Origin of the sequence: Mesorhizobium sp. M1403 (assembly GCF_040317695.1) — a bacterium.
Taxonomy (GTDB): domain Bacteria; phylum Pseudomonadota; class Alphaproteobacteria; order Rhizobiales; family Rhizobiaceae; genus Mesorhizobium.
Genome location: NZ_JAMYKY010000017.1, coordinates 101,678 through 123,980 on the forward strand (window position 1 = coordinate 101,678; position 22,303 = coordinate 123,980).

Sequence of the window (22,303 nt, forward strand, 5' to 3'; positions counted from 1 at the left end):
GGGCAAAGCGTCTCGAATCTCAACCGTCGGTTTCAGCTTTTCTGCGCGGGTCGAGCCGCAACGCTTCCGGCGTCACCGAGCGGTCGGCCGGCTGGGTCTTGAAGGCATCGCGGCCTTCGATTGGCACCGGCGCGCGACGGCTGATGCGCAGCAGCGTATAGGCGGCCAGGCAGAGATGCGCCAGCGCAGTAGCCAGGAACAGCCCCTCGGGACGCATCCAGCCCATCAGGCCGGCGGCCAGCAGCGGGCCGATCATCGTGCCGAAGCCATAAAGCAGCAGCAGGCCGCCCGACACTTTGACGAAGTCTTCCGATCGGGCATGGTCGTTGGCATGCGCCACCGCGATCGAATAGAGCGTGTAGGCGAAGGCGCCGTAGGCGGCGGTGCAGACGATAACGAAGACGCCGGAGCGCGGTTCGAACAGGAAGATGGCGATGGCGAACAGCGCAGCGCCGAAAGCCGCGCCCGCCAGCACGAAACGACGGTCCGTCGTGTCGGAGAGCCGCCCGGCCGGAAGCTGCATGGCGGCGCCGGCGATGACCACCAGGCTCATCATGAGCGCGATCTCGGCCGTCGAGATGCCGATGCGAGCTCCATAAACGGCACCAAGCGTGCCCCAGGCGCCGTTGGCGATGCCGATCAGCACGCAGGCGATCGCCGACACCGGCGAATTGACGTAGAGCCCTTTGACGTCAAGCGACACGTCCTGCAGCGGCTTGGGGTGCGACGCCGTCGAGACCGCCGTCGGGATCAGTGATAGGCAAAACAGAATGCCGGTGATCATGAATAGCGACGCCGATTTCACATCGCCGCCGGCAACGATCATCTGACCGCCCATGATCGAGGCATAGGTGACCATCATGTAGAGGCCGAAGACGGTGCCGCGGTTTTCGTTGGTGGCCTTCTCGTTCAGCCAGCTTTCGATGACCATGAAAGCACCGGCCATGGTGAAGCCGGTGAAGGCGCGCAGCAGGATCCAGGTATATTCATCAATGATCAGGCCGGTGAGCAGTGCGACGATCGCTCCCGATGCGGCAAAGGCGCCGAAAGCCCTGACATGACCGGCGCGGCGCACGATGCGTGGCGCAAAGAAGCAGCCGGTGACGAAGCCGCCGGCCCAAGCCGTGCCCATCAGGCCGAGCGATGCGGTCGAGAAGCCCTCCACCTGGCCGCGCAGCGGCAACAGCAGCCCGTGCAGCCCGGATGCCGCCAGCAGGAACGCGGTGCCGCGCAGCAGCGAGAGGATCGGTCTGTAGCTTGCGAACATTGTTCAATCCGGCTGGGGTTCGGGGCACAGGTCTGGAGACAGCGGCATTCGGGCTTTTCGGCGGCGTGCCCGAGCTTTTGGAATTGCCCGCAGTACTATCCGCGGCGAAACAGCGCCTCTGCCGCCGACTTGGTGGAGCCCTTGGTCATGAGCTCGGCTTCCAGCCGGGCGATCTCGCCGCGCAGGATGCCGATCCGCTCGGACAATTCATCGACAGAAAGCAGCGACAGATCCTGCCCGATCTCGTGCGGGCGCGCTTTCTTCTTGGGTTCGTCGTCGAAGACCGCCATCGTCGCTCCTCCGTGATTGCCCATTTGCCTGATTTGCCAATGAGCATACATAGGGCAGGGGTATGGATGCAAATGGCAGGCAACAGCTGGCGCTAGAAACCGGCGAAACACGACGGGAAAATTCATGGCGAACGCACAGAAAATTCCGGCCAGGATGATGGCGATCGCCATCTCGGAGCCGGGCGGGCCGCGGGTGCTGAAACCGGAAACCCGCGACGTGCCGGTACCCGGCCCTGGCGAGATCCTGATCCGGGTGCGTGCCGCCGGCGTCAACCGGCCCGACGTGCAGCAGCGCAAGGGTGCCTATCCGCCGCCGCCAGGTGCGTCGGATCTGCCGGGCCTGGAAGCGGCGGGCGAAGTCGCCGCCCTCGGCGACGAGATATCGCGCTGGCGCGTCGGCGACCGGGTCTGCGCGCTGACGGCGGGCGGCGGCTATGCCGAATATGTCAAGGTTCATGCCGGCAGCGTGCTGCCGCTGCCCGCCGGCTTTACCTACACCGAAGCGGCGGCGCTGCCGGAAAACTACTTCACTGTTTGGCACAATGTCTTCGAGCGCGGCGGCCTGAAGAGCGGCGAGACGCTGCTCGTGCATGGCGGCTCATCGGGTATCGGAACGACGGCGATTCAGCTTGCTGCCGCTTTCGGCGCTTATGTCGTCACCACCGCCGGCAGCAAGGAGAAATGCGACGCCTGCCTCAAGCTCGGCGCCGACCGGGCGGTCAACTACCGCGAGGAGGACTTCGTCGCCGCGGTCAAGGAGGCAACCGGCGGCAAGGGCGCCAACGTCATCCTCGACATGGTCGGCGGCGATTATGTCGCGCGAAACTACGAGGCTGCGGCCGTGGAGGGCCGCATCGTCCAGATCGCGACGCAGGGCGGAGCGGTGGCGAGCGCCGATTTCTTCAAAATCATGGCCAAGCGGCTCGTGCACACGGGTTCGCTGCTCAGGCCACGCACGGTGGAGTTCAAGGCGGCAGTCGCGGCTGCGCTGGAGGCGCAGGTTTGGCCGCTACTCGGCACGCGCAAGGTTGCACCGGTGATGGACACGATCTTCCCGCTCAAGGAAGCCTGGCGGGCGCATGAGCGGATGGAGGAGGGTGAGCACATTGGCAAGATTGTGCTCGATGTCGCCTGACGGCCGGTAAACAGGCTGAACGAAGGCTTAATGGTGCAATGCAACAAACGCATTGCCGCCATGCAAAAGCGTCTGTTCAATTTTTCATCGCCGATGCCTATTTAAGCGGCATCGAAACGATGGAGGACTACCATGAACCCGATCCGCGCTTTCCGTAACTGGCGCATGTACAACGAAACCGTGCGCGAACTGAACCGGCTGAACGCTCGTCAGCTCAATGATCTCGGCATCAACCGCGGCGACATAGAGAGAATCGCCCGCCAAGGGCTTTGATCTCGAGCACGATCCTGTCCGAAGACCGGGCGCTGCTTTTCCGCAACGCCGAGCCGCGGTTCGGGATCAAGCCTTAGAAGCCAGAGCCGTAGCAGACGGATTTCCGTCGCCGGTTCCGAGCCCGCCCGACCTTGGTCTGGCGGGCTTTGTCTTTTTGAAGCTTTCGACTGCATGGCTTCATGTGCCGACCCTTCGCGGTCTGCTGGTCGCGCCGCCATGCCGTCCTTGACGCGCGCCTGCCAAAAACATTGCGAAATGGCGAGTGAGCAGTTATATAGACCGCGATTTTCCCATTTTGGTGGCTGTAAACCACCGCCCGCGCGGGAACGCGGGCGAACGAGAAGGATTTTTGTAATGGCCAATACGCTGCTGATGCCAAAAGCGACCGCCGTCTGGCTGGTTGACAACACAGCGCTTTCCTTCGAGCAGATCGCGCAGTTCTGCGGACTGCATCCGCTTGAGGTCAAGGCGATCGCCGACGGCGAATCTGCGCAAGGCATCAAGGGTATGGACCCGATCATGACCGGCCAGCTCACTCGCGACGAGATCGCGCGCGCCGAGAAGGACCCGAACCACCGGCTGAAGCTCTCCGACCCCAAGGTGCGGGTGCCGGAATCCAAGCGCAAGGGTCCGCGCTACACTCCGCTGTCCAAGCGCCAGGACCGGCCCAACGCCATCCTCTGGCTGGTGCGCAACCATCCCGAGCTCAAGGATGCGCAGATTTCCCGCCTTGTCGGCACGACGAAGTCGACGATCGACCAGATCCGCGACAGAAAACACTGGAACTCCGCCAATCTCCAGCCGATGGATCCAGTGACGCTCGGCCTGACGTCGCAGATCGACCTCGACATGGAAATCAACCGCGCCTCGCGCGGCCGCGAGCAGGCGCAGCCGGTCGGCGATACGCTGCTGCCGGCCGCCTTGACCGAACGGCTGGTGCCGGCGCCGGAAAAGCCGAAGGACGAGGACCGCGAACTCGACGCCAACGCCGTCTTCGCCAAGCTTTCGGCGCTGAAGTCGAAGGACAAGGATACGGACGAAGAGGAATAGAGGTCTCGCATCCAAAACAAAAAGCCCGCTTTCAAGCGGGCTTTTTTGCGATCTTCCGTGTCAGCTTCGCGCCGCCCGGTCCGGTGCCATGCCGTAGTCCTCGCTGCGTTCCACCGCGCGGTAGAAATCGGCGAGCTGCTTGCCGCGCTCCGGCTTGAAGGTGCGGCCGGCGATGACCACCGAGGCGATGCGGTCGATGCGGAAGGCGCGGAAATCGCCGCGCATCTCGCACCAGGCGACCAAGGTCCACACCTTGCCCCAGAACCACAGGCCGAGCGGGCGGATGTCGCGCGCGGTGCTGCGGCCGGCCTCATCCGAATAGTCGATGGTCAGCACCTGACGTTTCTCGATGGACCGCTCAATCAGGTCGATGGCTTCGCGGGCGGCGTCGCTTACCACCCACATCGGCGTGTGGATCTCAGTGCGGGCGATGCGGTCCTTTTCGGCGTCGGGCAGCACGGCGCCGATCTTGACCAGCGCCTCGTCGGCGGCTCGCGCCATGGCCGCGCCGCCAAAGGCGCGCACCATGCGGGCGCCGGCGACCAGCGCGACGATCTCGTCACGCGTGAACATCAGCGGCGGAAGGTCGAAACCCTCCCTCATCATGTAGCCGACACCGGCCTCGCCGTCGATCGGCACGCCGGTCGACTGCAGGTCGGCGATGTCGCGATAGATGGTCCGCTCGGAAACCTCGAGCCACGTGCCCAGCTTCTGGGCGGTGACCAGACGGCCACCGCGCAGGTGCTGCACGATCTGGAAGAGCCTGTCGGCGCGGCGCATCGTATGGTCCCTCGGCGTCTATTGCTCCAGCCCTTCGCGCTTGCGCTGCGCGGCGACGGAGGCCGCGCCGAAGGACAGTTTCCTCGTTGTCGGCGTGCTTGCGTCAAGCACCCCCCAGAACGGCGCAATGTCGCCCAGCGCCATGCCACGCTCAAGATCCTCGTTGGCGGCCTCGGCGACGGTACGCAGATGATAGCCGATGGTGACCGGACATGTCACCTCGGCACCGTGCTCGATGGCGAGCGCGGTGCGCAAAGCCCGGATATCCATATCCATGCCTTCGGGGATGGCGCAGATGAATGCATCGACCTGGCGAGCTGTGGGAACCAGCATCGGCTGGCCTTCGACGACATCAGCGATGGTGCGTGGCGACGGTGTTATGCCGTTGATGCCAGGCGTGTTCAGCCTGTCGGTCCAGCTTTTCATCGATCGTCCTCTCGGCCGTCCGTCTCTGACGGCCATCCCACTATGGCACGAGCCTCCTGACACCATACTGTCAGGAGGCTTCAGCATGCCTGTTTATCGCCGGGCCGCATCCAAACGCCGGGCAGAAAGATTGCCTCAATTGCCGCCATTGTGGCGGTCGCCATACATGTCCGGCCAGCCAATATCCTTGCGGATGTCCGCCGGCAGGGTGTTCATGAAACGCTGGGTGCGGATCTCATTGCGCATCGTCCGGATCTTGCCGACATAGTGCTGCACGCTACGCAGAATGGTAAAACCGTTCATGGCTGGTCTCCTCTCTTTCGATGCAGGCACTATCGCACACCCCTACTGACAGCAGTCTGTCAGGAGGGTGCGGCTCTCGCGACCGGCGTTCCGATTTGTCCACCGAAGTGATCGAACAGTGCTGAAAAGAGGCGTGCCGCGGTGGAAAGACCGCGATCGCGGAGCCGCTTTGACAGCCAGCCGCGATGCTGATCAAAGGCTGCATGTCGAAACTTCTCGCGCTCGTCATCATCGCCATGATGGTCATCCAGCTCATCAAGCCGCTCGGCTGGCCGGGGCTGAAGCGGCGCAGCGATTTCTGGAAGCTGGCGCTGTTGGCTATGGCGGCGATTTCGATTACGGCGGTGCTCGGACACTGGACGTAATGCATGTCGCGCAAAAGTGTGCAGCGGTTTTGCGCCAACGACATACATAAAACAAAGAACCTATAGTAGCGTCGCATGAGGCCAATCGAACGCGACGCGCTTTAGTGCCGGCAGCCGCTACGCGACGCCCGGTTCGTTGGCGAGCACCAAGCCGGCCAGATGTTCCGCCCAGGCGCGGTAGCCGGCTTCCGAAGCATGAAATCCATCCGACGCAAAGCCGGCCTCGGCGTCGGTGATCGGCAGGCGGGGCGCCGGTATGGCGCCGCGCTCGAGGCAAAGGCGCTCGCCCATCCGGTTCATCTCGCCGGCGCGGATCTCGAGGATCTTGCCGAGCAGCGGCGGCATTGCCGGCGCCCGGGTGAACTCCAGCACCGGCGACCACACCACGCGCGCCTCCGGCCATTTGGCGCGCAGCGCGTAGAGCAGGCCGCCAAAATCGCGCTTGAAGCGCGGTACCGAATGAAAATTCTTGGTGTCGTTGGTGCCGATGGCGAGCACGATATGCGTCCACGGATCGGCCGACAGATTGGGCAGCACATGATCGCGGATCTGGCCAGAGGTTGCCGAGTTGAAGCCGGCTGCCCGCCAGCGCACGGTGCGGCCGGTGCGTTGCGCAATTAGAACGGCCAGTTGCGCGGCCAATCCGTTTTCGGAATTGCCGATGCCGACTGAGGCGGCGGAGGAATCGCCGAGCACCAGCAGCGAGATTGCCGGCGCCTGGCCTGATATCTCGTGCATGACCGGACCTTGTGCCGGCAGCATGCGGGTGGTGCGGCGACGCACGCCAAGTCCTTGCCAGACATAGACCGGAAAGGCGAGCCAGGTGAGAAGGGTCGGAAAGCGCCGCATGGCAAATCCCTTTTAGGGCACAGCGAACAGCACTTAGCGCATGTTGCACTGAAGGTGAACGACCTTGCAGCGACAGCCTGTCGCCTCAATGGCAGCAGTCATGCGTCCCGGATTGGTCTTCATACTCGTCATGCAGCCGCACCCAGTCGGCGAGGCTATGATGCGGCCCGGTTTCGTTGCGGCCTTTCGGCGTCAGGTCGAGATAGTGATAGGCGCCGATCAGCGGATCGCCGCCTCTGGAGCGCGAGATGAAAGTCAGGAAGATGTCGCCTTTCTCGTCGCGATAGAACACGCTGGTGCCGGGAAGGTCCTTCGATCTCCGCGCGCGCCGCTCGAAATTGTAGGTCGTGTCGCCGGCCGCGATCTGCTTGTCGGTGAATGACACCTGCATATCGAAGTTGAAGTCCGAGGCGTAGGACGACACCCAGTCGAATTTCCAGCCCATGCGCTGCTTGTAGGGCAGAAGCTCGGCCAGCGGCGCCCGCGCCACCACGACAAGCGAAACATCGTGGTGCCTGAGATGCTGGTTTGCGCCGTCGATGTGGTCGGCAAGGAACGAGCAGCCCTCGCAACGATAATCGGCGCCCGGCCCGAACATGAAATGGTAGACGATCAACTGGCTGTTGCCGCCAAACAGGTCGGGCAGTTTCTTTGGCCCTTGCTCGGTCTCGAAGACGTAGTCCTTGCGGATCTTCAGCCATGGCAATTCGCGGCGTTCGGCGGCGACGCGGTCGCGAAAGCGCGTCAATTCCTTTTCGCGCGCCAGATGCGCCTTGTGCGCCTGAAACCAGTCTTCCTGCGAAACGGTCTTGTTGTTTGGCATAGGTCTGCTCCTCTTTTCACGGAGGACGTTCGGCAGCGAGGAATGCCGACACCGAGCTGCATTTCAGTTGCAAGAAAATTGCAGCCCTTGCTGCTTTCAAGCAAAACCCGGGCACGTGGCCCGGGTCGGGAGAAACGCAAGATGGATTCGGTTAAGCGGCTTGCTCCAGCGACGGCTGCCATTGTCCAAGCGCTGCCAGATGGTTCATGTGGGCGCGATGGGCGAAGGCGGCCTGCGCGGCGGCGACGTTCGCCGCCTTGCCGCTCCAGGCCTTCTGCGGAGCGGCCTGCAAGGCGCGGCCGTAGGAGAAGGTCAGCTTCCACGGATGCGGGCCGATGGCGTTGATGGCGTTGAGGTTGGCGGTCGCTTGCTCGTCCGATTGTCCGCCCGAAAGGAAGGCGATGCCTCCGATCGCGGCTGGCACCGTCTCGCGGAACAGTTTTATCGTCCTTTCGGCGACCTCGTCGGGGCTGCTGACCTTGCCCGATTTCTTGCCGGCGAGAACCATGTTTGGCTTCAGGATGGTGCCTTCGAGGACGACGCGGGCCGCATAGAGCTCGGTGTATAGCTTTGTCAGTGTCGCCTTGCTGATCTCGTAGCAAGTGTCGATGTCATGAGCGCCGTCCATCAGCACCTCCGGCTCGACGATCGGCACGATGCCGGCTTCCTGGCAAAGCGCGGCGTAACGGGCGAGCGCATGGGCATTCGAGCCGATCGAGGTGGCGGAAGGCACCCCCTTGGCAACATCGATGTCGATTACCGCGCGCCATTTGGCAAAGCGGGCGCCAAGCTTGTAATAGTCGGCGAGGCGTTCGCGCAGGCCGTCCAGGCCTTCGGTGATGGTATCGCCGGGAAATCTTGCCAGAGGCTTGGCGCCGGCGTCGACCTTGATGCCGGGAATGGCGCCTGATGCCTTGATGATGTCGACCAGCGGCGTGCCGTCGGCGGCCTTCTGGTGGATGGTCTCGTCATAGAGGATAACGCCGGAAATGTACTTGGTCATTGCATCGCTGGCGCGGAACATCATCTCGCGATAGTCGCGGCGGCTGTCGGCGGTCGACTCGACGCCGATGACGTCGAAGCGCTTCTTGATAGTGCCGGAGCTCTCGTCGGCAGCCAGCAGGCCCTTGCCGTTGGCCACCATCGCGGCGGCAATGTCCTCGAGACGTTCGCTCATCGTGCTTCTCCTGAAAGAATTGACCCGTACCCAGCAGACCACCAGAGCAACGCAGGTTCAAGTCGAACCCTTTCGTCGGAGAAGCGCGAATCGATTGAAAATCGCGAGCGCACTGCTTCGCGCTGTTATTAACGCCGCGCTCAGCGCTTCAAGACGTCGACGCCGGGCAAGGGCTTGCCTTCCATCCATTCGAGGAAAGCGCCGCCGGCCGTCGAGACATAGGTGAAATCATCGCTGACGCCGGCATGGTTGAGGGCGGCCACCGTATCGCCGCCGCCGGCCACCGAGACCAGCCTGCCGGCCTTGGTGCGCGCTGCCGCGTGCCTGGCCGTCGCCACCGTCGCATGGTCGAACGGCTCGATCTCGAAGGCGCCGAGCGGCCCGTTCCAGACCAACGTCGCGGCACGGTCGATCCATTCGGCAATGGTTTTCACGGTTTTCGCGCCGACATCGAGGATCATGCCGTCGGCTGGTACGTCTGCAATGGCGACGGTCTCGCTTGCGGCACCGGCCTTGAACTCCCTGGCGACAACGGCGTCGGCGGGCAGGATGATGGCGCAGCCGGCCTCGGCCGCCTCGATCATGATCTGCTTGGCGGTGGTCGCGAGATCGTGCTCGCACAAGGATTTCCCGACGTCGGTGCCGCGTGCCGCGAGAAACGTGTTGGCCATGCCGCCGCCGATGACCAGCGCGTCGACCTTCTTCACCAGGTTCATCAACAAGTCGATCTTGGTCGAGACCTTGGCCCCGCCGACAATGGCGACAACCGGGCGGACGGGATTGCCGAGGCCCTTTTCCAGCGCATCGAGCTCGGCCTGCATGGTGCGCCCGGCGAAGGCCGGCAGCACGTGCGCCAGCCCTTCCGTCGACGAATGGGCGCGGTGCGCAGCGGAGAAGGCGTCGTTGACGAAGATGTCGCCGTTGGCGGCGAGCTTTTCGGTGAAGGCCGGGTCGTTCTTCTCCTCGGCTTTGTAGAAGCGGGTGTTCTCGAGCAGCAGCACATCGCCGCTTTCCATGGCGGCGACGGCGCTCGCGGCCTTGTCGCCGATGCAGTCGGTGGCAAAGCCAACCGGACGGCCGAGCACGTCCGCCGTCGCCTTGGCGATCGGCTCGAGCGAGAATTCCGGCGCCGGTCCATCTTTGGGACGACCGAAATGTGCAAGCAGGATGACCTTGGCGCCCTTGCCGGACAGCTCGGCGATGGTCGGTACAATGCGCTCGATGCGGGTGGCGTCGGTGACCTTGCCCTCAGTGACGGGAACGTTGAGGTCGACACGCACCAGCACACGCTTGCCGCTGATATTGCCGATGTCGTCCAGTGTCTTGAAGTCGGCCATGCTGATCCCTTTCGCGAAAAATCGCGGGGACCTTACCCCGCATCAACGACGATGCAAGACCTGCCTGACGGTTCTGCTTAAGGGTTCACGGAAAATGTGATCGCGTGTCGAAGGTGAAGCGCCCAGCGGGAGCGAGATGGGCAGCAATGGCGCGAAACGCGCCGACATATGGCTTTACCGGTTGCGCACCACAATGCATGCGCCGCCGACGCTGTGCAGCTTCTGGCAAATATCGTCGGCCTTGGCTTTGGTGTCGGCGCCGATCCGCACCGCATAGATGCCGCGCCTGCCGATCGGTGTGCGCACCCGGCTGACCACCGGATTGCGACCGCTGAGCAAGGCTGGAAACCGCCGTTTCACATTGCTCCACTGATTGAGCGCCGCGGCGCGGCGGAAATTGCCGGCCACCTGCACGCCCCATGGCTTGATGTTGATCGACGACATCGGCACGGTTCTGGACATGATCACCGGCAGCGTGCGGCAGGCGGCAGCGAAGCTCGCCTTCTTGTCGAGCGGCCGGATGACGCCGGCATACGCGGCATCGGTGAACCTGTCGGCCGGCTCGCCCATGACGTCCAAAACGTAGCTTTCGGTCTCCATCGGCAAGAAGCCGCCGGAATTCAGCCAGCGCGTCACCCGGCTCTCGCCGGCATTGTATGCGGCTGCGGCGAGGCCCAGATTGCCAAAGCCGGTCTTCATTTCGGCGAGGTATTTTGCCGAGGCCGGGATAGCCTGCTCGATATCGAACGAATTGGCGAGCCCGCGCATCTTGGCGGTACCCGGCATGAATTGGGCGATACCCTCCGCACCGACGGGGCTGACCGCATTGGGATCGAAGCGACTCTCCTTCCAGATCAGCCGGGCAAAGAAATCCCGGGGCAGGCCGTTCTGGTCGGCATGCGTCTCGATAAGATCGCAAACTCGATCGATCAGCTTCTGCTTGGCCGGCCGCGGCGGATCGGCCTGGACGGCCGTCGCCCAGCCCAGCCCGCAAATGACAGCCAGCGTCGCCCCAAGCAAACGCCGCATCGAACTACTCCGCCGCGGCTTTGCCGTGTTGCCCAAACCGCCGTTCGATGTAGTCGGAAACCATTTTCTCGAAATCCGCGGCAATCGACGGGCCGCGCAGCGTCGCCGCCTTCTTGCCGTCGACGAATACCGGGGCGGTCGGCGTCTCGCCGGTGCCGGGCAGCGAAATGCCGATATCGGCATGTTTGGATTCGCCCGGACCGTTGACGATGCAACCCATCACCGCGACCTTGAGGTTCTCGACGCCGGGATATTGTTCGCGCCACACCGGCATGTTCTGGCGCAGGTCGGCCTGGATGTTCTGGGCAAGCTCCTGGAACACGGTCGAGGTCGTGCGGCCGCAGCCCGGGCAGGCGGCGACGATCGGCACGAACTGCCGGAAGCCCATGGTCTGCAACAGCTCCTGCGACACCTGCACTTCGCGTGTGCGGTCGCCGTTCGGCTCCGGCGTCAGCGAGATGCGGATGGTGTCGCCGATGCCTTGCTGGAGAAGGATGCCCATCGCAGCCGATGATGCGACAATGCCTTTCGAGCCCATGCCGGCCTCGGTCAGGCCGAGGTGCAGCGCATGGTTGGAACGGGTGGCAAGCTCGGTGTAGACGGCGATCAGATCCTGCACGCCGCTGACCTTGGCCGAGAGGATGATTTTCTCGCGCGCAAGGCCAATCTCTTCGGCCATTTCGGCCGACAGGATCGCCGACTGCACGATCGCTTCGCGCGTCACTTCCTGCGCGGTCAGCGGAAAGCCTTGGGCCTGGTTGTCGTCCATCAGCCGGGTCAGCAGCTCCTGGTCGAGCGAACCCCAGTTGACACCGATGCGCACCGGCTTGTCGTATCGGATAGCCATCTCGACGATCGCCGCGAACTGCCGATCCCTCTTGTCCTTGAAACCGACATTGCCGGGGTTGATGCGGTACTTGGCCAAGGCCTCGGCGCAGGCCGGATGATCGGCCAGGAGCTTGTGGCCGATGTAATGGAAATCGCCGACCAGCGGCACGTCGATCCCGAGCCGCTCCAGTCGCTCGCGGATGGCCGGCACAGCGGCAGCGCTTTCGTCGCGGTCGACCGTTATGCGCACGATCTCGGAGCCGGCGCGATGCAGCGCCGCCACTTGCGCCACCGTCTGGTCGACATCGGCCGTGTCGGTGTTGGTCATCGACTGGACGACGACTGGGGCGCCGCCGCCGACCATCACGCCGCCGACGTCGACACCGACCGACCTGCGGCGCGGGAAGGGTGAGGAAAAATATCCGGTCATGCCGGCTGCCTTTAATCTTGAAGGTCCGGGCATGAGGTGGAGGAGCAAAGATGGCTTGTCAATGGCGACTGGCGCGCAGACCTAGCAAATCGGAAATGGCAAGACGGCAGCTTGCCGCAAATCCATAAGCGTTTCCGGCAGCATCGAGACATGCCACCGGAAAGAAATCGCGCGCCAGGCGGCGCAGCTAGTCCTGGATGGGCGTCAATGCGTCGTCGGTTTCGCCTTCAGTTTTTCAATCTCGTCCTTGAGCGCCAGCTTGCGCCGCTTGAGATTCACGATTTCGAGGTCGTCTACCGACGGATGGGTCATCGCATCGTCGATTTCGCGTTCGATGTCGCCGTGTTTCCGCTGCAGCTCATCAAGATGGGATGCAAGAGACATGATTGGTTCTCCCTTTCATGGTTTCCTCGGATTGCAGCCGTCATGGCACGTCCACCGCAGGCTCGCTTCTGTGACGGCATAATGACAGTGTGCCACCATCGCGCACCGATGTCGAATGCTGCGTGGTAGCATTCCACGACAATATGAAATGTGGTATGGGCTGCGCGCCGGTGCAAGAAGACCCCCGGTCCCGCCCAATCAGGCCCATAGTTTGGGCGCCGCAGACGTGCAGACGGTAAAAATGTCCGATCAGGAACAGGCAGATATCCGCCTCGAATATTCCCGGCTGAAGCAGGAACACGCCGATTTCGACGCGGCCATCAATGCGATGATCGCCATGAATTGCGACCCGCTGCAGATCCAGCGCATGAAGAAAAAGAAGCTTTTCCTGAAGGACAGGCTGATGGCGCTGGAAGACAAGATCATTCCAGACATTATCGCTTGAATGGACGCCGGCGCTGGCCTGCTGAAAAGGCGGCCTATGCCGCGATCGAAAGCCGCGCGGCGCGCTCGAGCAACAGCTCTATCAGGTCATCGGTCTTTTCGGTCGAGGTATCGATGGGAACCACCAGGCACATCGTCGCCTCGACCCTGCCCGGCGCCGAAAAGACCGGCGCGGCCAGGCATTTCGTGTAGGCATCGACAAGGCCGGAGGTGACGCAGTAGCCGGCCGACTTGGCCACCGCGATATCGGCTATGAAATCGTCGAGCTGCAACCTGCGGCCGTCCGGCAGTACGAGGTCGTCTTCCGAGACCATATCCTCGATCGCTGCCCTGTCGAAGCCGGCGAGGAGCAGCCGCCCGGAAGCTGTCCAGGGAAGCGGTATTTGCAGACCCGTCGCCGAGCTGATCCTGAATGGCCTGGTTCCCGGGCTTGAATGGACGATGGTGTAGCGGCCGCTTTGCAGCATGCACAGCTCCGAGGTCTCGCCGGACTCGCGTGACAGATGGTCGACTTCCTGCCGCCCTCGCCTGAGCAGGTCGTTGCCCCGCACATAGTCCATTCCGTAGAGATAGAGCTTCTTTCCAAAATAGACCCGATTGCCGTCTCCGGCCATCTCCAGCAGGCCTGCGTCGACCAGCGAGCGCACCAGCGTATAGGTCGTCGACCGCGGTGCGTTCACCCCTCTGGCAAGATCGCCAATGCCGATCGCGCGCTGGGTCGCGTGGAGAAACTCCAGAATCTGGAGGACCCGGTTGAGGCCCTTCTCCCGCGAGCCCGAATTCTTGTCTTCGTCCAGACCGGCGTCCGGTCGAGCGGCCAAGGCATTGCCTTCTTGCATTATCGATTCCTGATGTTAATCTGTCTTGTACAGAGTACAGGCGTCCCTTGTAAGGGACAATGACGTCAGTTGCAACCGATGCCTGCGCTGCTGGTCCAACGGGGAACACAACACGAAGGAGGTCGCCGTGAACGACACATCCAAAAGGCGTGAATTTCTGAAACTGGGAATGGCCGGGCTTGCAACGGCCGGAGTGATGAGTGCCGCCACTGCGGTCAATGTCCAGAAAGCTGCGGCCCAGGCAGCGCCTGACAGCCTGCTGCGCACCGTTCTCGAGCGCGGCAAGGTGATCGTCGGCACCGGCAGCACCAACGCGCCCTGGCACTTCGAGAACGATGCCGGCGAACTGGTGGGCATGGACATAACCATGGGTCGCATTCTCGCCAAGGGGCTTTTCGACGATCCGACCAAAGTCGAATTCGTCATGCAGGATCCGGCTCAGCGCATTCCGAACGTGACCACCAACAAGGTCGACATCACCATCCAGTTCATGACCATGACCGCCCAGCGCTCGCAGCTGATCCACTTCTCCAGGCCCTACTATGTCGAAGGCATCGCCTTGCTGACCCTTCCGAACGCCGAGAATAAGACCTTCGACAAGCTGCTTGCCGCCGGTTCGGCGACCCGGATTTCCATCCTGCAAAACGTCGATGCCGAGGCAAACGTGCGCATCGTCCTGCCGGAGGCGCAGGTGATGCAGATAGACACGCAGGCCAACGTGCTGCAGGCACTGGAATCGAAGCGATCCGACGCCGCCGCCGTCGATCTGTCGACGGTCCGCTGGCTCGCCTCGCGCAATCCGGACAAATACTTCGATGCCGGCAAGAGTTGGTTCTCGATGCTTTATGGTGCCGCACTGCGGCAGGGCGACCTCGACTGGCTGACCTTCGTCAACCAGACCTTCACCATCGCCATGTTCGGCCATGAAACGGCACTCTACGACGCTGCGTTCAAGGATTATTTCGGACAGGAGCCGCCGGCCCGCCATCCTGGATTCCCGGTTATCTGATCCATCAGGCGGAAGGATGCCTCCGGCGCCCTTCCGCCTCGTTCCCGGACTGTCGGCACTAAGCAGGACGCATGGGCTATACCCTCAACTTCAACCTGATCTGGCGGCATTTCGACAAGCTCTGGGGGGGGCTGCTGCTCAGCCTTGAGCTGGCTGTCATCTCCATCGCGATCGGCATCGTCATCGGGCTGCTTCTGGCGGTCTGGTACGTGTCGGCCGGGCGAGCGGTGCGGACCGTCATCGCGGGCTATGTCGAGTTCATCCGCAACGTGCCGCTGATCCTGCTCGTCTACCTGGTCTTCTACGGCCTGCCGACCGTGGTCGATATCGCCTACAGCGCGCAAACCTCGTTCATTGCCACGCTGTCGCTCTACAGCGGCGCCTATCTGGTCGAGGTATTTCGCTCGGGGCTCGAGGCGGTGCCGCGCGGACAGCTCGACGCCGGCAAGGCAATCGGCCTGACACCATGGCAAAGGCTGCTCCATGTGCGCCTGCCGACGATGCTGCGCATAACGCTGCCGGCGCTTTCCAACACTTTCATATCGCTCTTCAAGGACACGTCGGTGGCGTCGGTCATTTCGGTACCCGAGCTCACCTATGGCGCCCAGTGGATCAACTTCAACACGTTCCGCATTGTCGAGGTCTATCTGGTGGTGACTGCGATGTACCTGTTGACCGGCTACGCGCTGCTTTTCGCGCTGCGGCTGGTCGAGCGCCGGTTCAAGGCGGCGCGCTGACATGCTGAGCCAGATCATCTACGCCTTGCCGTTCCTCGCCCAAGGCTTTGCCGTAACCTTGTGGGTGTCGCTGCTGGTCGTAGTGTTATCGCTTATCGCCGGCGTGCTGATGGGTGTCGGCCTCGTCTATGGTCCGGCTCCGCTGCGCTGGGCCGTGCGCATCTTCAGTGACACCATACGCGGCATTCCGATCCTGGTGCTGATCTTCTTCGTCTATTACGGCCTGCCCGCGGTAGGACTGCATCTTGAGTCCTTTTGGGCGGCCGTACTCGCCCTCACCCTCTTCAAGACCGCACAAGTCGTCGAGTATCTCAGAGGCGCCGTCGGCTCGATTCCCAAGGGTCAGTCCGAGGCGGCGATGGCGATCGGGCTGACCTTCCGCCAGCGGCTGGCCTACGTCATTTTTCCGCAAGCGTTCAGGCGCTTCCTGCCGCCCTGGATCAACGGCGTCACCGACGCGGTGAAAGGCAGCGCGCTGGTCTCGCTGCTCGGCATCACCGACCTGATGCAAGCGATCAACCAGGTCATCGGCCGCACCTATGAGGCGATGCCGCTCTACCTCCTCGGCGCGCTCGTCTACTTCGCTGTCAACTACGCCCTCTCCTTGGCCAGCCGGCGGCTGGAGCGGCGTTTCTCCTTCATCCGGGAATAACAAGATGTCCAAAGCCTCGCACGCAAATCCGGCGCTTCTCGATATCTCCGAGGTCTCCAAAGCCTTTGGATCGGTCGAGGTCCTGCGCTCTGTAAGCCTCAAGGTGACACGCGGCGAGGTGGTGACAGTCATCGGGCCATCCGGCAGCGGCAAGACCACCCTGCTGCGCTGCGTCAATTTCCTGGAGAGCTATGATAACGGCTCGATCCGTATCGACGGTAAAGAGGTCGGCTACCGCGAGGCGGGAACACGCCAGCGACGCAGCGAGCGCGACCTGGCGGCGATGCGCGCCGAGACCGGAATGGTGTTCCAGAGCTTCAATCTGTTTCCGCATTTGACTGCGGCCGGCAACATCATGCTCGGCCTGCGCAAGGTGCGCGGCAAGAGCAATGCCGAGGCCCGCACCATTGCCGAGCACTGGCTCGGCCGGGTCGGGCTCGCCCACAAGGCCGACAGTCTGCCGGCCGAGCTTTCCGGCGGCCAGCAGCAGCGCGTCGGCATCGCCCGCGCCGTGGCGATGGAGCCGAAGATCCTGCTCCTCGACGAGATAACCTCGGCGCTCGACCCCGAACTGGTTGGCGAGGTGCTCGAGGTCGTACGTAGTCTGGCCGAAGACGGCATGACGATGCTGATGGTCACGCACGAGATGGCTTTTGCACGCGACGCATCGAGCCGCATCGTTTTCATGGCGGATGGCGGCGTCAGTGCCGTCGGACCTCCCGCCGAGATTCTGGCTGCGGACTTCGACAATGAACGCCTTCGCAGCTTCCTGGCGCGGTTTCGCGCCTCGCATTTTTGACACCGGACGGCGAAAGCTGTCGCAAGGAGCTTTTATGACGCCTTACATCCGGCTCGCGGAATTGGGCCTGACGCTGCCCGAGCCGCCGAAGCCCATCGCCAACTTCGTCACCTATGCCGAGAGCGGACGGCTGATCTTCCTCTCCGGCCAGGGGCCGTTGCGCGCTGATGGCGCGCTCTGCACCGGCAAGGTTGGCGAGGATGTCTCCGTGGAGGAGGCCTATGGGCATGCCCGTCTCACCGGCCTGAACCTGCTCGCCGTCATGCATGCAGCGGCCGGCGACCTCGGCCGCATCGTGCGCGTCGTCAAGCTGCTTGGCTTTGTCAATGCAACGCCGACATTCAGCGAGCACCCCAAGGTGGTGAATGGCTGTTCCGATCTTTTCGCGGCCGTCTTTGATACGCTTGGCGGACACGCCCGTTCCGCGATCGGTGTCGGCTCGCTGCCGGGCAACATCACAGTTGAAATCGAGGCGGTCGTCGAGATCGCCGCCTGAAAACAGGATCTACAGAGATGACGACCTATTCCGCTGACCGTTCCAATACGACAATCCGCGAACGGCTCGGCCTTCGCCCGATCATTAATGTTTCCGGAACGATGACGGCGCTCGGCGCTTCGATCATCGTGCCGGAAGCGATTGCCGCAATGTCGGAAATCGCCTCGCAATGGGTCGAGATGGACGATCTGCAGCGCGCCGCAAGCACGGTGATTGCACGCCTCACCGGCGGCGAGGCCGGCTTTATCACCGCATGCTGCGCCAGCGGCATAACCATGGCGATTGCCGGCGCGATGACCGGAACCAGCCTTCTTGCGATCGAGCGGCTGCCGGACGACACCGAGGGCCTCAAATCGGAGGTCATCGTCCAGCTTGGCCACATCGTCAATTATGGCGCGCCGATCGACCAGTCGATCCGGCTTGCCGGAGCCAAGGCAGTGCCCGCCGGCACGGTCAGCGTTACGCAGGACTATCATGTAGGCGAGGCGATCCAGGACCGGACGGCGGCAGCCCTCTACGTCGTCGCGCACCACACCGTGCAATACGGCATGCTCTCGCTCGAAGAGTTCTGCGAGATCTGCCACGCCAAGGGCGTGCCGGTGATCGTCGACGCCGCCTCGGAATACGATTTGCGCGGCTTTCTGGCGCGCGGCGCCGACATTGTCGTCTATAGCGGGCACAAATTTCTCTCAGGGCCGACAAGCGGCATCGTTGCCGGCCGCAAGGATCTGGTGCGGGCCGCCTATCTCCAGAACCGCGGCGTTGCGCGGGCCATGAAGGTCGGCAAGGAGAGCATTGCCGGCACCATGGCGGCCCTGGAAGCCTGGGAACGGCGCGACCATGCCGGCATCCGCCAGCGGGAAGAAGCCGCACTGCATCTGTGGCAAACCGCATTGCAGGGCCTGCCCGGCATCGCAGCAAACATCATTCCCGATCCGACCGGAAATCCTCTCGAGCGCCTGCAGGTGTTTGTTGCGCCCGAAAGCCGGTTCACCGCCGCCGGGCTGGCCTCGGCACTGGCGGCGGGTTCGCCCCCCATTATCGTTCGCAACCACGAGGTCGAGCGCGGCCACTTCTTCCTTGATCCGTGCAATCTGCACCCCGGCGAGGCGGAGATCGTCGCCGAGCGCCTGCGGGCGGTGTTGAGCGCTGCTGAGCGGCCCGCGGATGCGATGAAGTCCGCTCGCAAGCAGTCTGCCGGGGCTTTGCGCTGGCCGGATTAGGTAGCGATGGCGCCATTCGCCCGAGTGCGGGACGCTCCTATCCTTGCGGCTCCCCTCGATTTCCGCTAATGCGCGCGTTTGCCGCCGGGGAGCAGAAGCTTGGACAATCACCGCGCCGACGTCGCCATCATCATGGGCAGCCAGTCCGACTGGGCGACGATGCGCCACGCCGCCGAAACGCTTGAGGCGCTTGGCATTCCGCACAAGCGGCTGATCGTCTCGGCCCACCGCACTCCCGACCGGCTCTATGACTTCGCCAAGGGCGCCAAGGGCGCCGGCTACAAGGTGATCATCGCCGGTGCCGGCGGTGCGGCGCATCTGCCGGGCATGACGGCAGCGATGACGCCACTGCCGGTGTTCGGCGTGCCGGTGGAATCGAAGACGCTGTCTGGCCAGGATTCGCTGCTTTCGATCGTGCAGATGCCGGCCGGCATTCCGGTCGGCACTTTGGCCATCGGCAAGGCCGGCGCTGCCAACGCCGCCCTTCTGGCCGCCGCGGTGCTGGCGCTGAGCGACGAAAAGCTTGCCGCCCGGCTGGACAGCTGGCGCGCCGCGCAGACCGCCAAGGTGGCCGCCGAGCCGACGGACACGCCGTGAGCCGGCCCGCCGGATCGACCATCGGCATCATTGGCGGCGGCCAGCTCGGCCGCATGCTGGCGATGGCCGCGGCCCGCCTCGGCTACCGCATCGTCGTGCTGGAGCCGCAGCCGGACTGCCCGGCGGCACAGGTCGCCAACCGGCAGATCGTCGCCGCCTATGACGACGCGGCCGCGCTCGGCGAGCTGGCTGCGGCCAGTGCCGTCGTTACTTACGAATTCGAGAACGTTCCGGTTGCGGCCGCCGCGGCACTTGCCACCACGGTCCCGGTCTATCCGCCGGCACGCGCACTGGAAGTGGCTCAGGACCGGCTGGCGGAAAAGAAATTCCTCAACGGCATCGGCATACCGACCGCGGATTTCAGCCCCGTCGACAATGACGAGGAACTGACGGCCGCGCTGAAAAAGTTCAACGGCAGCGGCATATTGAAGACGCGCCGGATGGGCTATGACGGCAAGGGCCAGCGTGTCTTCCGCAACATGGAAACAGGCGGCTTTGCCGGCACTTGCGAGGCGATGGGCAACGTGCCGTTGATCCTGGAATCATTCGTCGCCTTCGAGCGCGAGATTTCGGTGATCGCCGCGCGCGGCATCGACGGTTCGCTCGCCGCCTACGATCCGGCCTGGAATGTCCATCGCAACGGTATTCTTCACAGTTCGACGCTGCCGGCCGGGGTGAAGTCCGACACGGCGGCTGCGGCTCAAACGGCGGCGGCCGAGATACTTGCAGCGCTCGACTATGTCGGCGTCATCGGCGTCGAATTCTTTGTCCTGGCCGACGGTTCGCTGCTGGCCAACGAGATTGCGCCGCGCGTCCACAATTCCGGCCACTGGACGGAGGCCGCCTGCACCATCTCGCAATTCGAGCAGCACATCCGCGCCGTCGCCGGCCTGCCGCTGGGAAATCCCGCACGGCAGTTCGACTGCGTCATGGAAAACCTGATCGGCGACGACATCCGGCGCGTTCCTGAACTTCTCGCCGAGCCCGATCTGATGCTGCACCTCTATGGCAAGGCCGAGGCGCGGCCCGGCCGCAAGATGGGCCATTTCACGCGCGTGAGCCGCCGCAGCTAGAGCATGATCCCGAAAAGTGGAATCCGGTTTTCGGGAACGATCATGCTCAAACAAAAGTTAGAACCTACGCTTACTGGATGTCGCCGCTCTCGTCCTCGTCGGGGCTGGCGCAGCTCACATCGCCTTCCGCGCAGGTCGAATCGGCGGTGAGCTGTTTGGTGCGGTCGTCGGTCAGCCGCGTCAGGCATTCCGATATCAGCATCGGATAGATCGAGCCGCCTTCGCTGTCCGCGGCGGAATAGCTGCATTCCGCGTCGCGAAAGGCGATCCACGCGCGCTGCGCCGTCTGCAACAGCTTCCTGGCTTTTGCATCGCTTGCGCTGATGAGCTCTTGGTAGGCCTTGTTGAGTTTGGCGTCGGCGGATTTGTAGTCCGCGTCGGCGCAGATGTTCATCATCTGCTGGCTGTCGTCGTTGCGGTCGCATTCCTGCGCATGGGCAACAGAACCTGCCGCAAGGACGGCAAGACAGGCGGACACAAGAATTCGGCGCATGATGATCTCCAATTCGCAACCGCATCATTCCAGCCGTCTCAAGCCCGCGCAATGCCGCAAGGCGCCGTTGGCGGGTATTTCGATGATACGAAACGGTCCGTATCGTTTAGGCAACGCGCTTGCGGTTGACACGGGCAAGGCTCCTCGTCTATGAGCCACGCACAGTTCAAAGGCGCGTCTGTGGGCGCGCCTTAATAGTTCGGCCCGGGACCGGGCCCAGACCGACGGGCAAGACCATGAAGATCAAGAATTCGCTCAAGGCGTTGAAGGCGCGTCACCGCGACAACCAGCTGGTTCGTCGCAAGGGCCGCGTCTACATCATCAACAAGACCGCTCCGCGCTACAAGGCGCGCCAGGGTTGAGTTTTTGACCGGAGGCTGCGTGCCTCCGTGCGCATGATACGCCTCTCACGCTAAATTCAGTTTGACGATCCGGCGTCGGGGGCTAGATTCCCGCGATGCGGATTCTTTTTGCATTTTTCACGGCTTTCTTCGTTTCCAGCGCTGTCTCGCTGCCGGCGTGGGCTGAAGATCCGACAGCAAATCGGCCGACAGCACCTCCGGTTGTGATGACGAAACAGGCGCGGCTCGATCAGCTGTTTGCCGATCTCAAGCGCGAACGCAACGAAAAGGCGGCCGAGCGCATCGCCGGGCGCATCGGCAGCGAGTGGTCCCAGTCGGGCAGTGCCTCGATCGACCTGATGATGCAATGGTCGCAAAAGGCGACTGAAAACCAGAAATTCGATGTTGCGCTCGATTTCCTCGATCAGGTGGTAACCCTGCAGCCGACCTATGCGGAAGGCTGGAACCGGCGCGCCACGGTTCATTTCATGATGAAGAACTACGGGAAGTCGATGTCGGACATCGACCGTACCCTGCAGCTCGAACCACGCCATTTCGGCGCGCTTTCCGGCCTGGCCCAGATCATGGCCGAAACCGGCCACAAGCAGTCGGCGCTCGAGGCCTGGCAGCGCGTTCTCGGCATCTATCCGATGATGCGCAGCGCCCAGGACCAGGTCGCCGCACTTTCCGAAGAGCTTGCCGGCGAAGGCATTTGAGACCAGTAAGGGAATAGGGGAGTAAGGCAGTATGTGAGTGGTGTAGATGCACTCTGGAACACATCCCCTACTCCCCTACTCCCCTACTCCCCTACTCCCCTACTCCCCTACTCCCCTACTCCCCTACTCCCCTACTCC

At 63.1% G+C, this 22,303-nt stretch carries 29 protein-coding genes; 15 read left to right on the forward strand and 14 right to left on the reverse strand.

What is annotated here, in order from left to right; translation table 11 throughout:
- Window positions 1-19: 19 nt before the first annotated feature.
- Window positions 20-1,267: an MFS transporter gene (locus NKH01_RS24250; RefSeq protein ID WP_352480880.1), complete on the reverse strand. Its 1,248-nt coding sequence runs from the start codon at window positions 1,265-1,267 to the stop codon at window positions 20-22.
- 95 nt (window positions 1,268-1,362) lie between these two features.
- Entirely contained in the window at window positions 1,363-1,557 is a 195-nt protein-coding gene (locus NKH01_RS24255) for a DUF1192 domain-containing protein (RefSeq protein ID WP_023720974.1), read from the reverse strand.
- A 124-nt stretch (window positions 1,558-1,681) separates the two neighbouring features.
- On the opposite strand from NKH01_RS24255, the gene NKH01_RS24260 reads away from it, so the two are divergent.
- The 3 genes from NKH01_RS24260 to NKH01_RS24270 all read left to right on the forward strand — a co-directional run bounded on the left by NKH01_RS24260 (window position 1,682) and on the right by NKH01_RS24270 (window position 4,015).
- On the forward strand, window positions 1,682-2,692 hold the full coding sequence (locus NKH01_RS24260) for an NAD(P)H-quinone oxidoreductase (RefSeq protein ID WP_353022796.1): 1,011 nt from the start codon (window positions 1,682-1,684) through the stop codon (window positions 2,690-2,692).
- A gap of 132 nt (window positions 2,693-2,824) precedes the next feature.
- Entirely contained in the window at window positions 2,825-2,965 is a 141-nt protein-coding gene (locus tag NKH01_RS24265; protein ID WP_023720976.1) for a DUF1127 domain-containing protein, read from the forward strand.
- Window positions 2,966-3,319: 354 nt separating this feature from the next.
- A complete protein-coding gene (locus NKH01_RS24270; protein WP_023720977.1) occupies window positions 3,320-4,015 on the forward strand; it encodes a DUF1013 domain-containing protein in 696 nt (231 codons plus the stop codon).
- Between the two features lie 60 nt (window positions 4,016-4,075).
- On the opposite strand, the gene NKH01_RS24275 is transcribed toward NKH01_RS24270, so the two are convergent.
- The 3 genes from NKH01_RS24275 to NKH01_RS24285 all read right to left on the reverse strand — a co-directional run bounded on the left by NKH01_RS24275 (window position 4,076) and on the right by NKH01_RS24285 (window position 5,524).
- Window positions 4,076-4,795 carry a helix-turn-helix transcriptional regulator gene (locus NKH01_RS24275; RefSeq protein WP_023678491.1) on the reverse strand — a complete coding sequence of 240 codons (720 nt, stop codon included), beginning with the start codon at window positions 4,793-4,795 and terminating at the stop codon, window positions 4,076-4,078.
- 18 nt (window positions 4,796-4,813) lie between these two features.
- Window positions 4,814-5,221, reverse strand: a complete 408-nt coding sequence (locus NKH01_RS24280; RefSeq protein ID WP_353022798.1) for a hypothetical protein — start codon at window positions 5,219-5,221, stop codon at window positions 4,814-4,816.
- Between the two features lie 135 nt (window positions 5,222-5,356).
- The gene (locus NKH01_RS24285) at window positions 5,357-5,524 is read right to left on the reverse strand and encodes a hypothetical protein (RefSeq protein ID WP_023720979.1); all 168 of its coding nucleotides are present in this window, start codon (window positions 5,522-5,524) and stop codon (window positions 5,357-5,359) included.
- A 203-nt stretch (window positions 5,525-5,727) separates the two neighbouring features.
- Between NKH01_RS24285 and NKH01_RS24290 the strand changes: the two genes are divergently transcribed.
- Window positions 5,728-5,889, forward strand: a complete 162-nt coding sequence (locus NKH01_RS24290) for a hypothetical protein (RefSeq protein WP_008873884.1) — start codon at window positions 5,728-5,730, stop codon at window positions 5,887-5,889.
- A 117-nt stretch (window positions 5,890-6,006) separates the two neighbouring features.
- Here NKH01_RS24290 and NKH01_RS24295 read toward each other — a convergent pair whose 3' ends face one another.
- The 7 genes from NKH01_RS24295 to NKH01_RS24325 all read right to left on the reverse strand — a co-directional run bounded on the left by NKH01_RS24295 (window position 6,007) and on the right by NKH01_RS24325 (window position 12,746).
- The gene (locus NKH01_RS24295) at window positions 6,007-6,738 is read right to left on the reverse strand and encodes an SGNH/GDSL hydrolase family protein (RefSeq protein ID WP_023720980.1); all 732 of its coding nucleotides are present in this window, start codon (window positions 6,736-6,738) and stop codon (window positions 6,007-6,009) included.
- 85 nt (window positions 6,739-6,823) lie between these two features.
- Complete coding sequence (locus NKH01_RS24300) at window positions 6,824-7,561, reverse strand: DUF899 domain-containing protein (RefSeq protein WP_023720981.1); 738 nt, start codon at window positions 7,559-7,561, stop codon at window positions 6,824-6,826.
- A 151-nt stretch (window positions 7,562-7,712) separates the two neighbouring features.
- Window positions 7,713-8,738 carry a class I fructose-bisphosphate aldolase gene (locus tag NKH01_RS24305; RefSeq protein ID WP_023720982.1) on the reverse strand — a complete coding sequence of 342 codons (1,026 nt, stop codon included), beginning with the start codon at window positions 8,736-8,738 and terminating at the stop codon, window positions 7,713-7,715.
- Window positions 8,739-8,878: 140 nt separating this feature from the next.
- Window positions 8,879-10,075 carry a phosphoglycerate kinase gene (locus tag NKH01_RS24310; protein WP_023720983.1) on the reverse strand — a complete coding sequence of 399 codons (1,197 nt, stop codon included), beginning with the start codon at window positions 10,073-10,075 and terminating at the stop codon, window positions 8,879-8,881.
- A gap of 174 nt (window positions 10,076-10,249) precedes the next feature.
- Window positions 10,250-11,104 carry a lytic transglycosylase domain-containing protein gene (locus NKH01_RS24315; RefSeq protein ID WP_352961795.1) on the reverse strand — a complete coding sequence of 285 codons (855 nt, stop codon included), beginning with the start codon at window positions 11,102-11,104 and terminating at the stop codon, window positions 10,250-10,252.
- Between the two features lie 4 nt (window positions 11,105-11,108).
- A complete protein-coding gene (gene ispG / locus NKH01_RS24320; protein WP_353022802.1) occupies window positions 11,109-12,362 on the reverse strand; it encodes a flavodoxin-dependent (E)-4-hydroxy-3-methylbut-2-enyl-diphosphate synthase in 1,254 nt (417 codons plus the stop codon).
- Between the two features lie 204 nt (window positions 12,363-12,566).
- Complete coding sequence (locus tag NKH01_RS24325; RefSeq protein ID WP_023678481.1) at window positions 12,567-12,746, reverse strand: YdcH family protein; 180 nt, start codon at window positions 12,744-12,746, stop codon at window positions 12,567-12,569.
- Window positions 12,747-12,987: 241 nt separating this feature from the next.
- Here NKH01_RS24325 and NKH01_RS24330 point away from each other — a divergent pair, with 241 nt between their 5' ends.
- Window positions 12,988-13,191 (forward strand): YdcH family protein, encoded by a 204-nt coding sequence (locus tag NKH01_RS24330; protein WP_023678480.1) that lies wholly within the window; start codon window positions 12,988-12,990, stop codon window positions 13,189-13,191.
- A gap of 34 nt (window positions 13,192-13,225) precedes the next feature.
- Here the strand turns inward: NKH01_RS24330 and NKH01_RS24335 are convergent, their stop codons facing one another.
- Window positions 13,226-14,029 (reverse strand): IclR family transcriptional regulator, encoded by an 804-nt coding sequence (locus tag NKH01_RS24335; protein WP_023720986.1) that lies wholly within the window; start codon window positions 14,027-14,029, stop codon window positions 13,226-13,228.
- A gap of 127 nt (window positions 14,030-14,156) precedes the next feature.
- Between NKH01_RS24335 and NKH01_RS24340 the strand changes: the two genes are divergently transcribed.
- From NKH01_RS24340 to NKH01_RS24375, 8 genes are all read left to right on the forward strand, one after another.
- Window positions 14,157-15,038, forward strand: a complete 882-nt coding sequence (locus NKH01_RS24340; RefSeq protein WP_353022804.1) for a transporter substrate-binding protein — start codon at window positions 14,157-14,159, stop codon at window positions 15,036-15,038.
- Window positions 15,039-15,109: 71 nt separating this feature from the next.
- Entirely contained in the window at window positions 15,110-15,775 is a 666-nt protein-coding gene (locus tag NKH01_RS24345; protein ID WP_023720988.1) for an amino acid ABC transporter permease, read from the forward strand.
- Between the two features lies 1 nt (window position 15,776).
- The gene (locus NKH01_RS24350; RefSeq protein WP_023720989.1) at window positions 15,777-16,427 is read left to right on the forward strand and encodes an amino acid ABC transporter permease; all 651 of its coding nucleotides are present in this window, start codon (window positions 15,777-15,779) and stop codon (window positions 16,425-16,427) included.
- Between the two features lie 4 nt (window positions 16,428-16,431).
- Complete coding sequence (locus NKH01_RS24355; RefSeq protein ID WP_023720990.1) at window positions 16,432-17,226, forward strand: amino acid ABC transporter ATP-binding protein; 795 nt, start codon at window positions 16,432-16,434, stop codon at window positions 17,224-17,226.
- A gap of 34 nt (window positions 17,227-17,260) precedes the next feature.
- A complete protein-coding gene (locus NKH01_RS24360) occupies window positions 17,261-17,722 on the forward strand; it encodes a RidA family protein (protein WP_023678474.1) in 462 nt (153 codons plus the stop codon).
- A 17-nt stretch (window positions 17,723-17,739) separates the two neighbouring features.
- Entirely contained in the window at window positions 17,740-18,945 is a 1,206-nt protein-coding gene (locus tag NKH01_RS24365) for an aminotransferase class V-fold PLP-dependent enzyme (RefSeq protein WP_031194547.1), read from the forward strand.
- A gap of 99 nt (window positions 18,946-19,044) precedes the next feature.
- Entirely contained in the window at window positions 19,045-19,542 is a 498-nt protein-coding gene (gene purE / locus NKH01_RS24370) for a 5-(carboxyamino)imidazole ribonucleotide mutase (RefSeq protein WP_023720992.1), read from the forward strand.
- Window positions 19,539-20,615: a 5-(carboxyamino)imidazole ribonucleotide synthase gene (locus NKH01_RS24375; protein ID WP_352480890.1), complete on the forward strand. Its 1,077-nt coding sequence runs from the start codon at window positions 19,539-19,541 to the stop codon at window positions 20,613-20,615. The genes purE and NKH01_RS24375 overlap by 4 nt, the downstream gene beginning before the upstream one ends.
- A 70-nt stretch (window positions 20,616-20,685) precedes the next feature.
- Here NKH01_RS24375 and NKH01_RS24380 read toward each other — a convergent pair whose 3' ends face one another.
- Window positions 20,686-21,108 carry a lysozyme inhibitor LprI family protein gene (locus NKH01_RS24380; RefSeq protein ID WP_023720994.1) on the reverse strand — a complete coding sequence of 141 codons (423 nt, stop codon included), beginning with the start codon at window positions 21,106-21,108 and terminating at the stop codon, window positions 20,686-20,688.
- A 236-nt stretch (window positions 21,109-21,344) separates the two neighbouring features.
- On the opposite strand from NKH01_RS24380, the gene ykgO reads away from it, so the two are divergent.
- Both ykgO and NKH01_RS24390 read left to right on the forward strand, forming a co-directional pair.
- Entirely contained in the window at window positions 21,345-21,470 is a 126-nt protein-coding gene (gene ykgO, locus NKH01_RS24385) for a type B 50S ribosomal protein L36 (RefSeq protein WP_006327841.1), read from the forward strand.
- A 95-nt stretch (window positions 21,471-21,565) separates the two neighbouring features.
- On the forward strand, window positions 21,566-22,165 hold the full coding sequence (locus NKH01_RS24390) for a tetratricopeptide repeat protein (protein ID WP_023720995.1): 600 nt from the start codon (window positions 21,566-21,568) through the stop codon (window positions 22,163-22,165).
- The last annotated feature ends 138 nt before the right edge of the window (window positions 22,166-22,303 follow it).

Coding starts and splice junctions, on each gene's coding strand:
- NKH01_RS24250 (WP_352480880.1), bottom strand. CDS start 1,267: ATGTTCGCAAGCTACAGACCGATCCTCTCGCTGCTGCGCGGCACCGCG.
- NKH01_RS24255 (WP_023720974.1), bottom strand. CDS start 1,557: ATGGCGGTCTTCGACGACGAACCCAAGAAGAAAGCGCGCCCGCACGAG.
- NKH01_RS24260 (WP_353022796.1), top strand. CDS start 1,682: ATGGCGAACGCACAGAAAATTCCGGCCAGGATGATGGCGATCGCCATC.
- NKH01_RS24265 (WP_023720976.1), top strand. CDS start 2,825: ATGAACCCGATCCGCGCTTTCCGTAACTGGCGCATGTACAACGAAACC.
- NKH01_RS24270 (WP_023720977.1), top strand. CDS start 3,320: ATGGCCAATACGCTGCTGATGCCAAAAGCGACCGCCGTCTGGCTGGTT.
- NKH01_RS24275 (WP_023678491.1), bottom strand. CDS start 4,795: ATGCGCCGCGCCGACAGGCTCTTCCAGATCGTGCAGCACCTGCGCGGT.
- NKH01_RS24280 (WP_353022798.1), bottom strand. CDS start 5,221: ATGAAAAGCTGGACCGACAGGCTGAACACGCCTGGCATCAACGGCATA.
- NKH01_RS24285 (WP_023720979.1), bottom strand. CDS start 5,524: ATGAACGGTTTTACCATTCTGCGTAGCGTGCAGCACTATGTCGGCAAG.
- NKH01_RS24290 (WP_008873884.1), top strand. CDS start 5,728: ATGTCGAAACTTCTCGCGCTCGTCATCATCGCCATGATGGTCATCCAG.
- NKH01_RS24295 (WP_023720980.1), bottom strand. CDS start 6,738: ATGCGGCGCTTTCCGACCCTTCTCACCTGGCTCGCCTTTCCGGTCTAT.
- NKH01_RS24300 (WP_023720981.1), bottom strand. CDS start 7,561: ATGCCAAACAACAAGACCGTTTCGCAGGAAGACTGGTTTCAGGCGCAC.
- NKH01_RS24305 (WP_023720982.1), bottom strand. CDS start 8,738: ATGAGCGAACGTCTCGAGGACATTGCCGCCGCGATGGTGGCCAACGGC.
- NKH01_RS24310 (WP_023720983.1), bottom strand. CDS start 10,075: ATGGCCGACTTCAAGACACTGGACGACATCGGCAATATCAGCGGCAAG.
- NKH01_RS24315 (WP_352961795.1), bottom strand. CDS start 11,104: ATGCGGCGTTTGCTTGGGGCGACGCTGGCTGTCATTTGCGGGCTGGGC.
- ispG (WP_353022802.1), bottom strand. CDS start 12,362: ATGACCGGATATTTTTCCTCACCCTTCCCGCGCCGCAGGTCGGTCGGT.
- NKH01_RS24325 (WP_023678481.1), bottom strand. CDS start 12,746: ATGTCTCTTGCATCCCATCTTGATGAGCTGCAGCGGAAACACGGCGAC.
- NKH01_RS24330 (WP_023678480.1), top strand. CDS start 12,988: ATGTCCGATCAGGAACAGGCAGATATCCGCCTCGAATATTCCCGGCTG.
- NKH01_RS24335 (WP_023720986.1), bottom strand. CDS start 14,029: ATGCAAGAAGGCAATGCCTTGGCCGCTCGACCGGACGCCGGTCTGGAC.
- NKH01_RS24345 (WP_023720988.1), top strand. CDS start 15,110: ATGGGCTATACCCTCAACTTCAACCTGATCTGGCGGCATTTCGACAAG.
- NKH01_RS24350 (WP_023720989.1), top strand. CDS start 15,777: ATGCTGAGCCAGATCATCTACGCCTTGCCGTTCCTCGCCCAAGGCTTT.
- NKH01_RS24355 (WP_023720990.1), top strand. CDS start 16,432: ATGTCCAAAGCCTCGCACGCAAATCCGGCGCTTCTCGATATCTCCGAG.
- NKH01_RS24360 (WP_023678474.1), top strand. CDS start 17,261: ATGACGCCTTACATCCGGCTCGCGGAATTGGGCCTGACGCTGCCCGAG.
- NKH01_RS24365 (WP_031194547.1), top strand. CDS start 17,740: ATGACGACCTATTCCGCTGACCGTTCCAATACGACAATCCGCGAACGG.
- NKH01_RS24380 (WP_023720994.1), bottom strand. CDS start 21,108: ATGCGCCGAATTCTTGTGTCCGCCTGTCTTGCCGTCCTTGCGGCAGGT.
- ykgO (WP_006327841.1), top strand. CDS start 21,345: ATGAAGATCAAGAATTCGCTCAAGGCGTTGAAGGCGCGTCACCGCGAC.
- NKH01_RS24390 (WP_023720995.1), top strand. CDS start 21,566: ATGCGGATTCTTTTTGCATTTTTCACGGCTTTCTTCGTTTCCAGCGCT.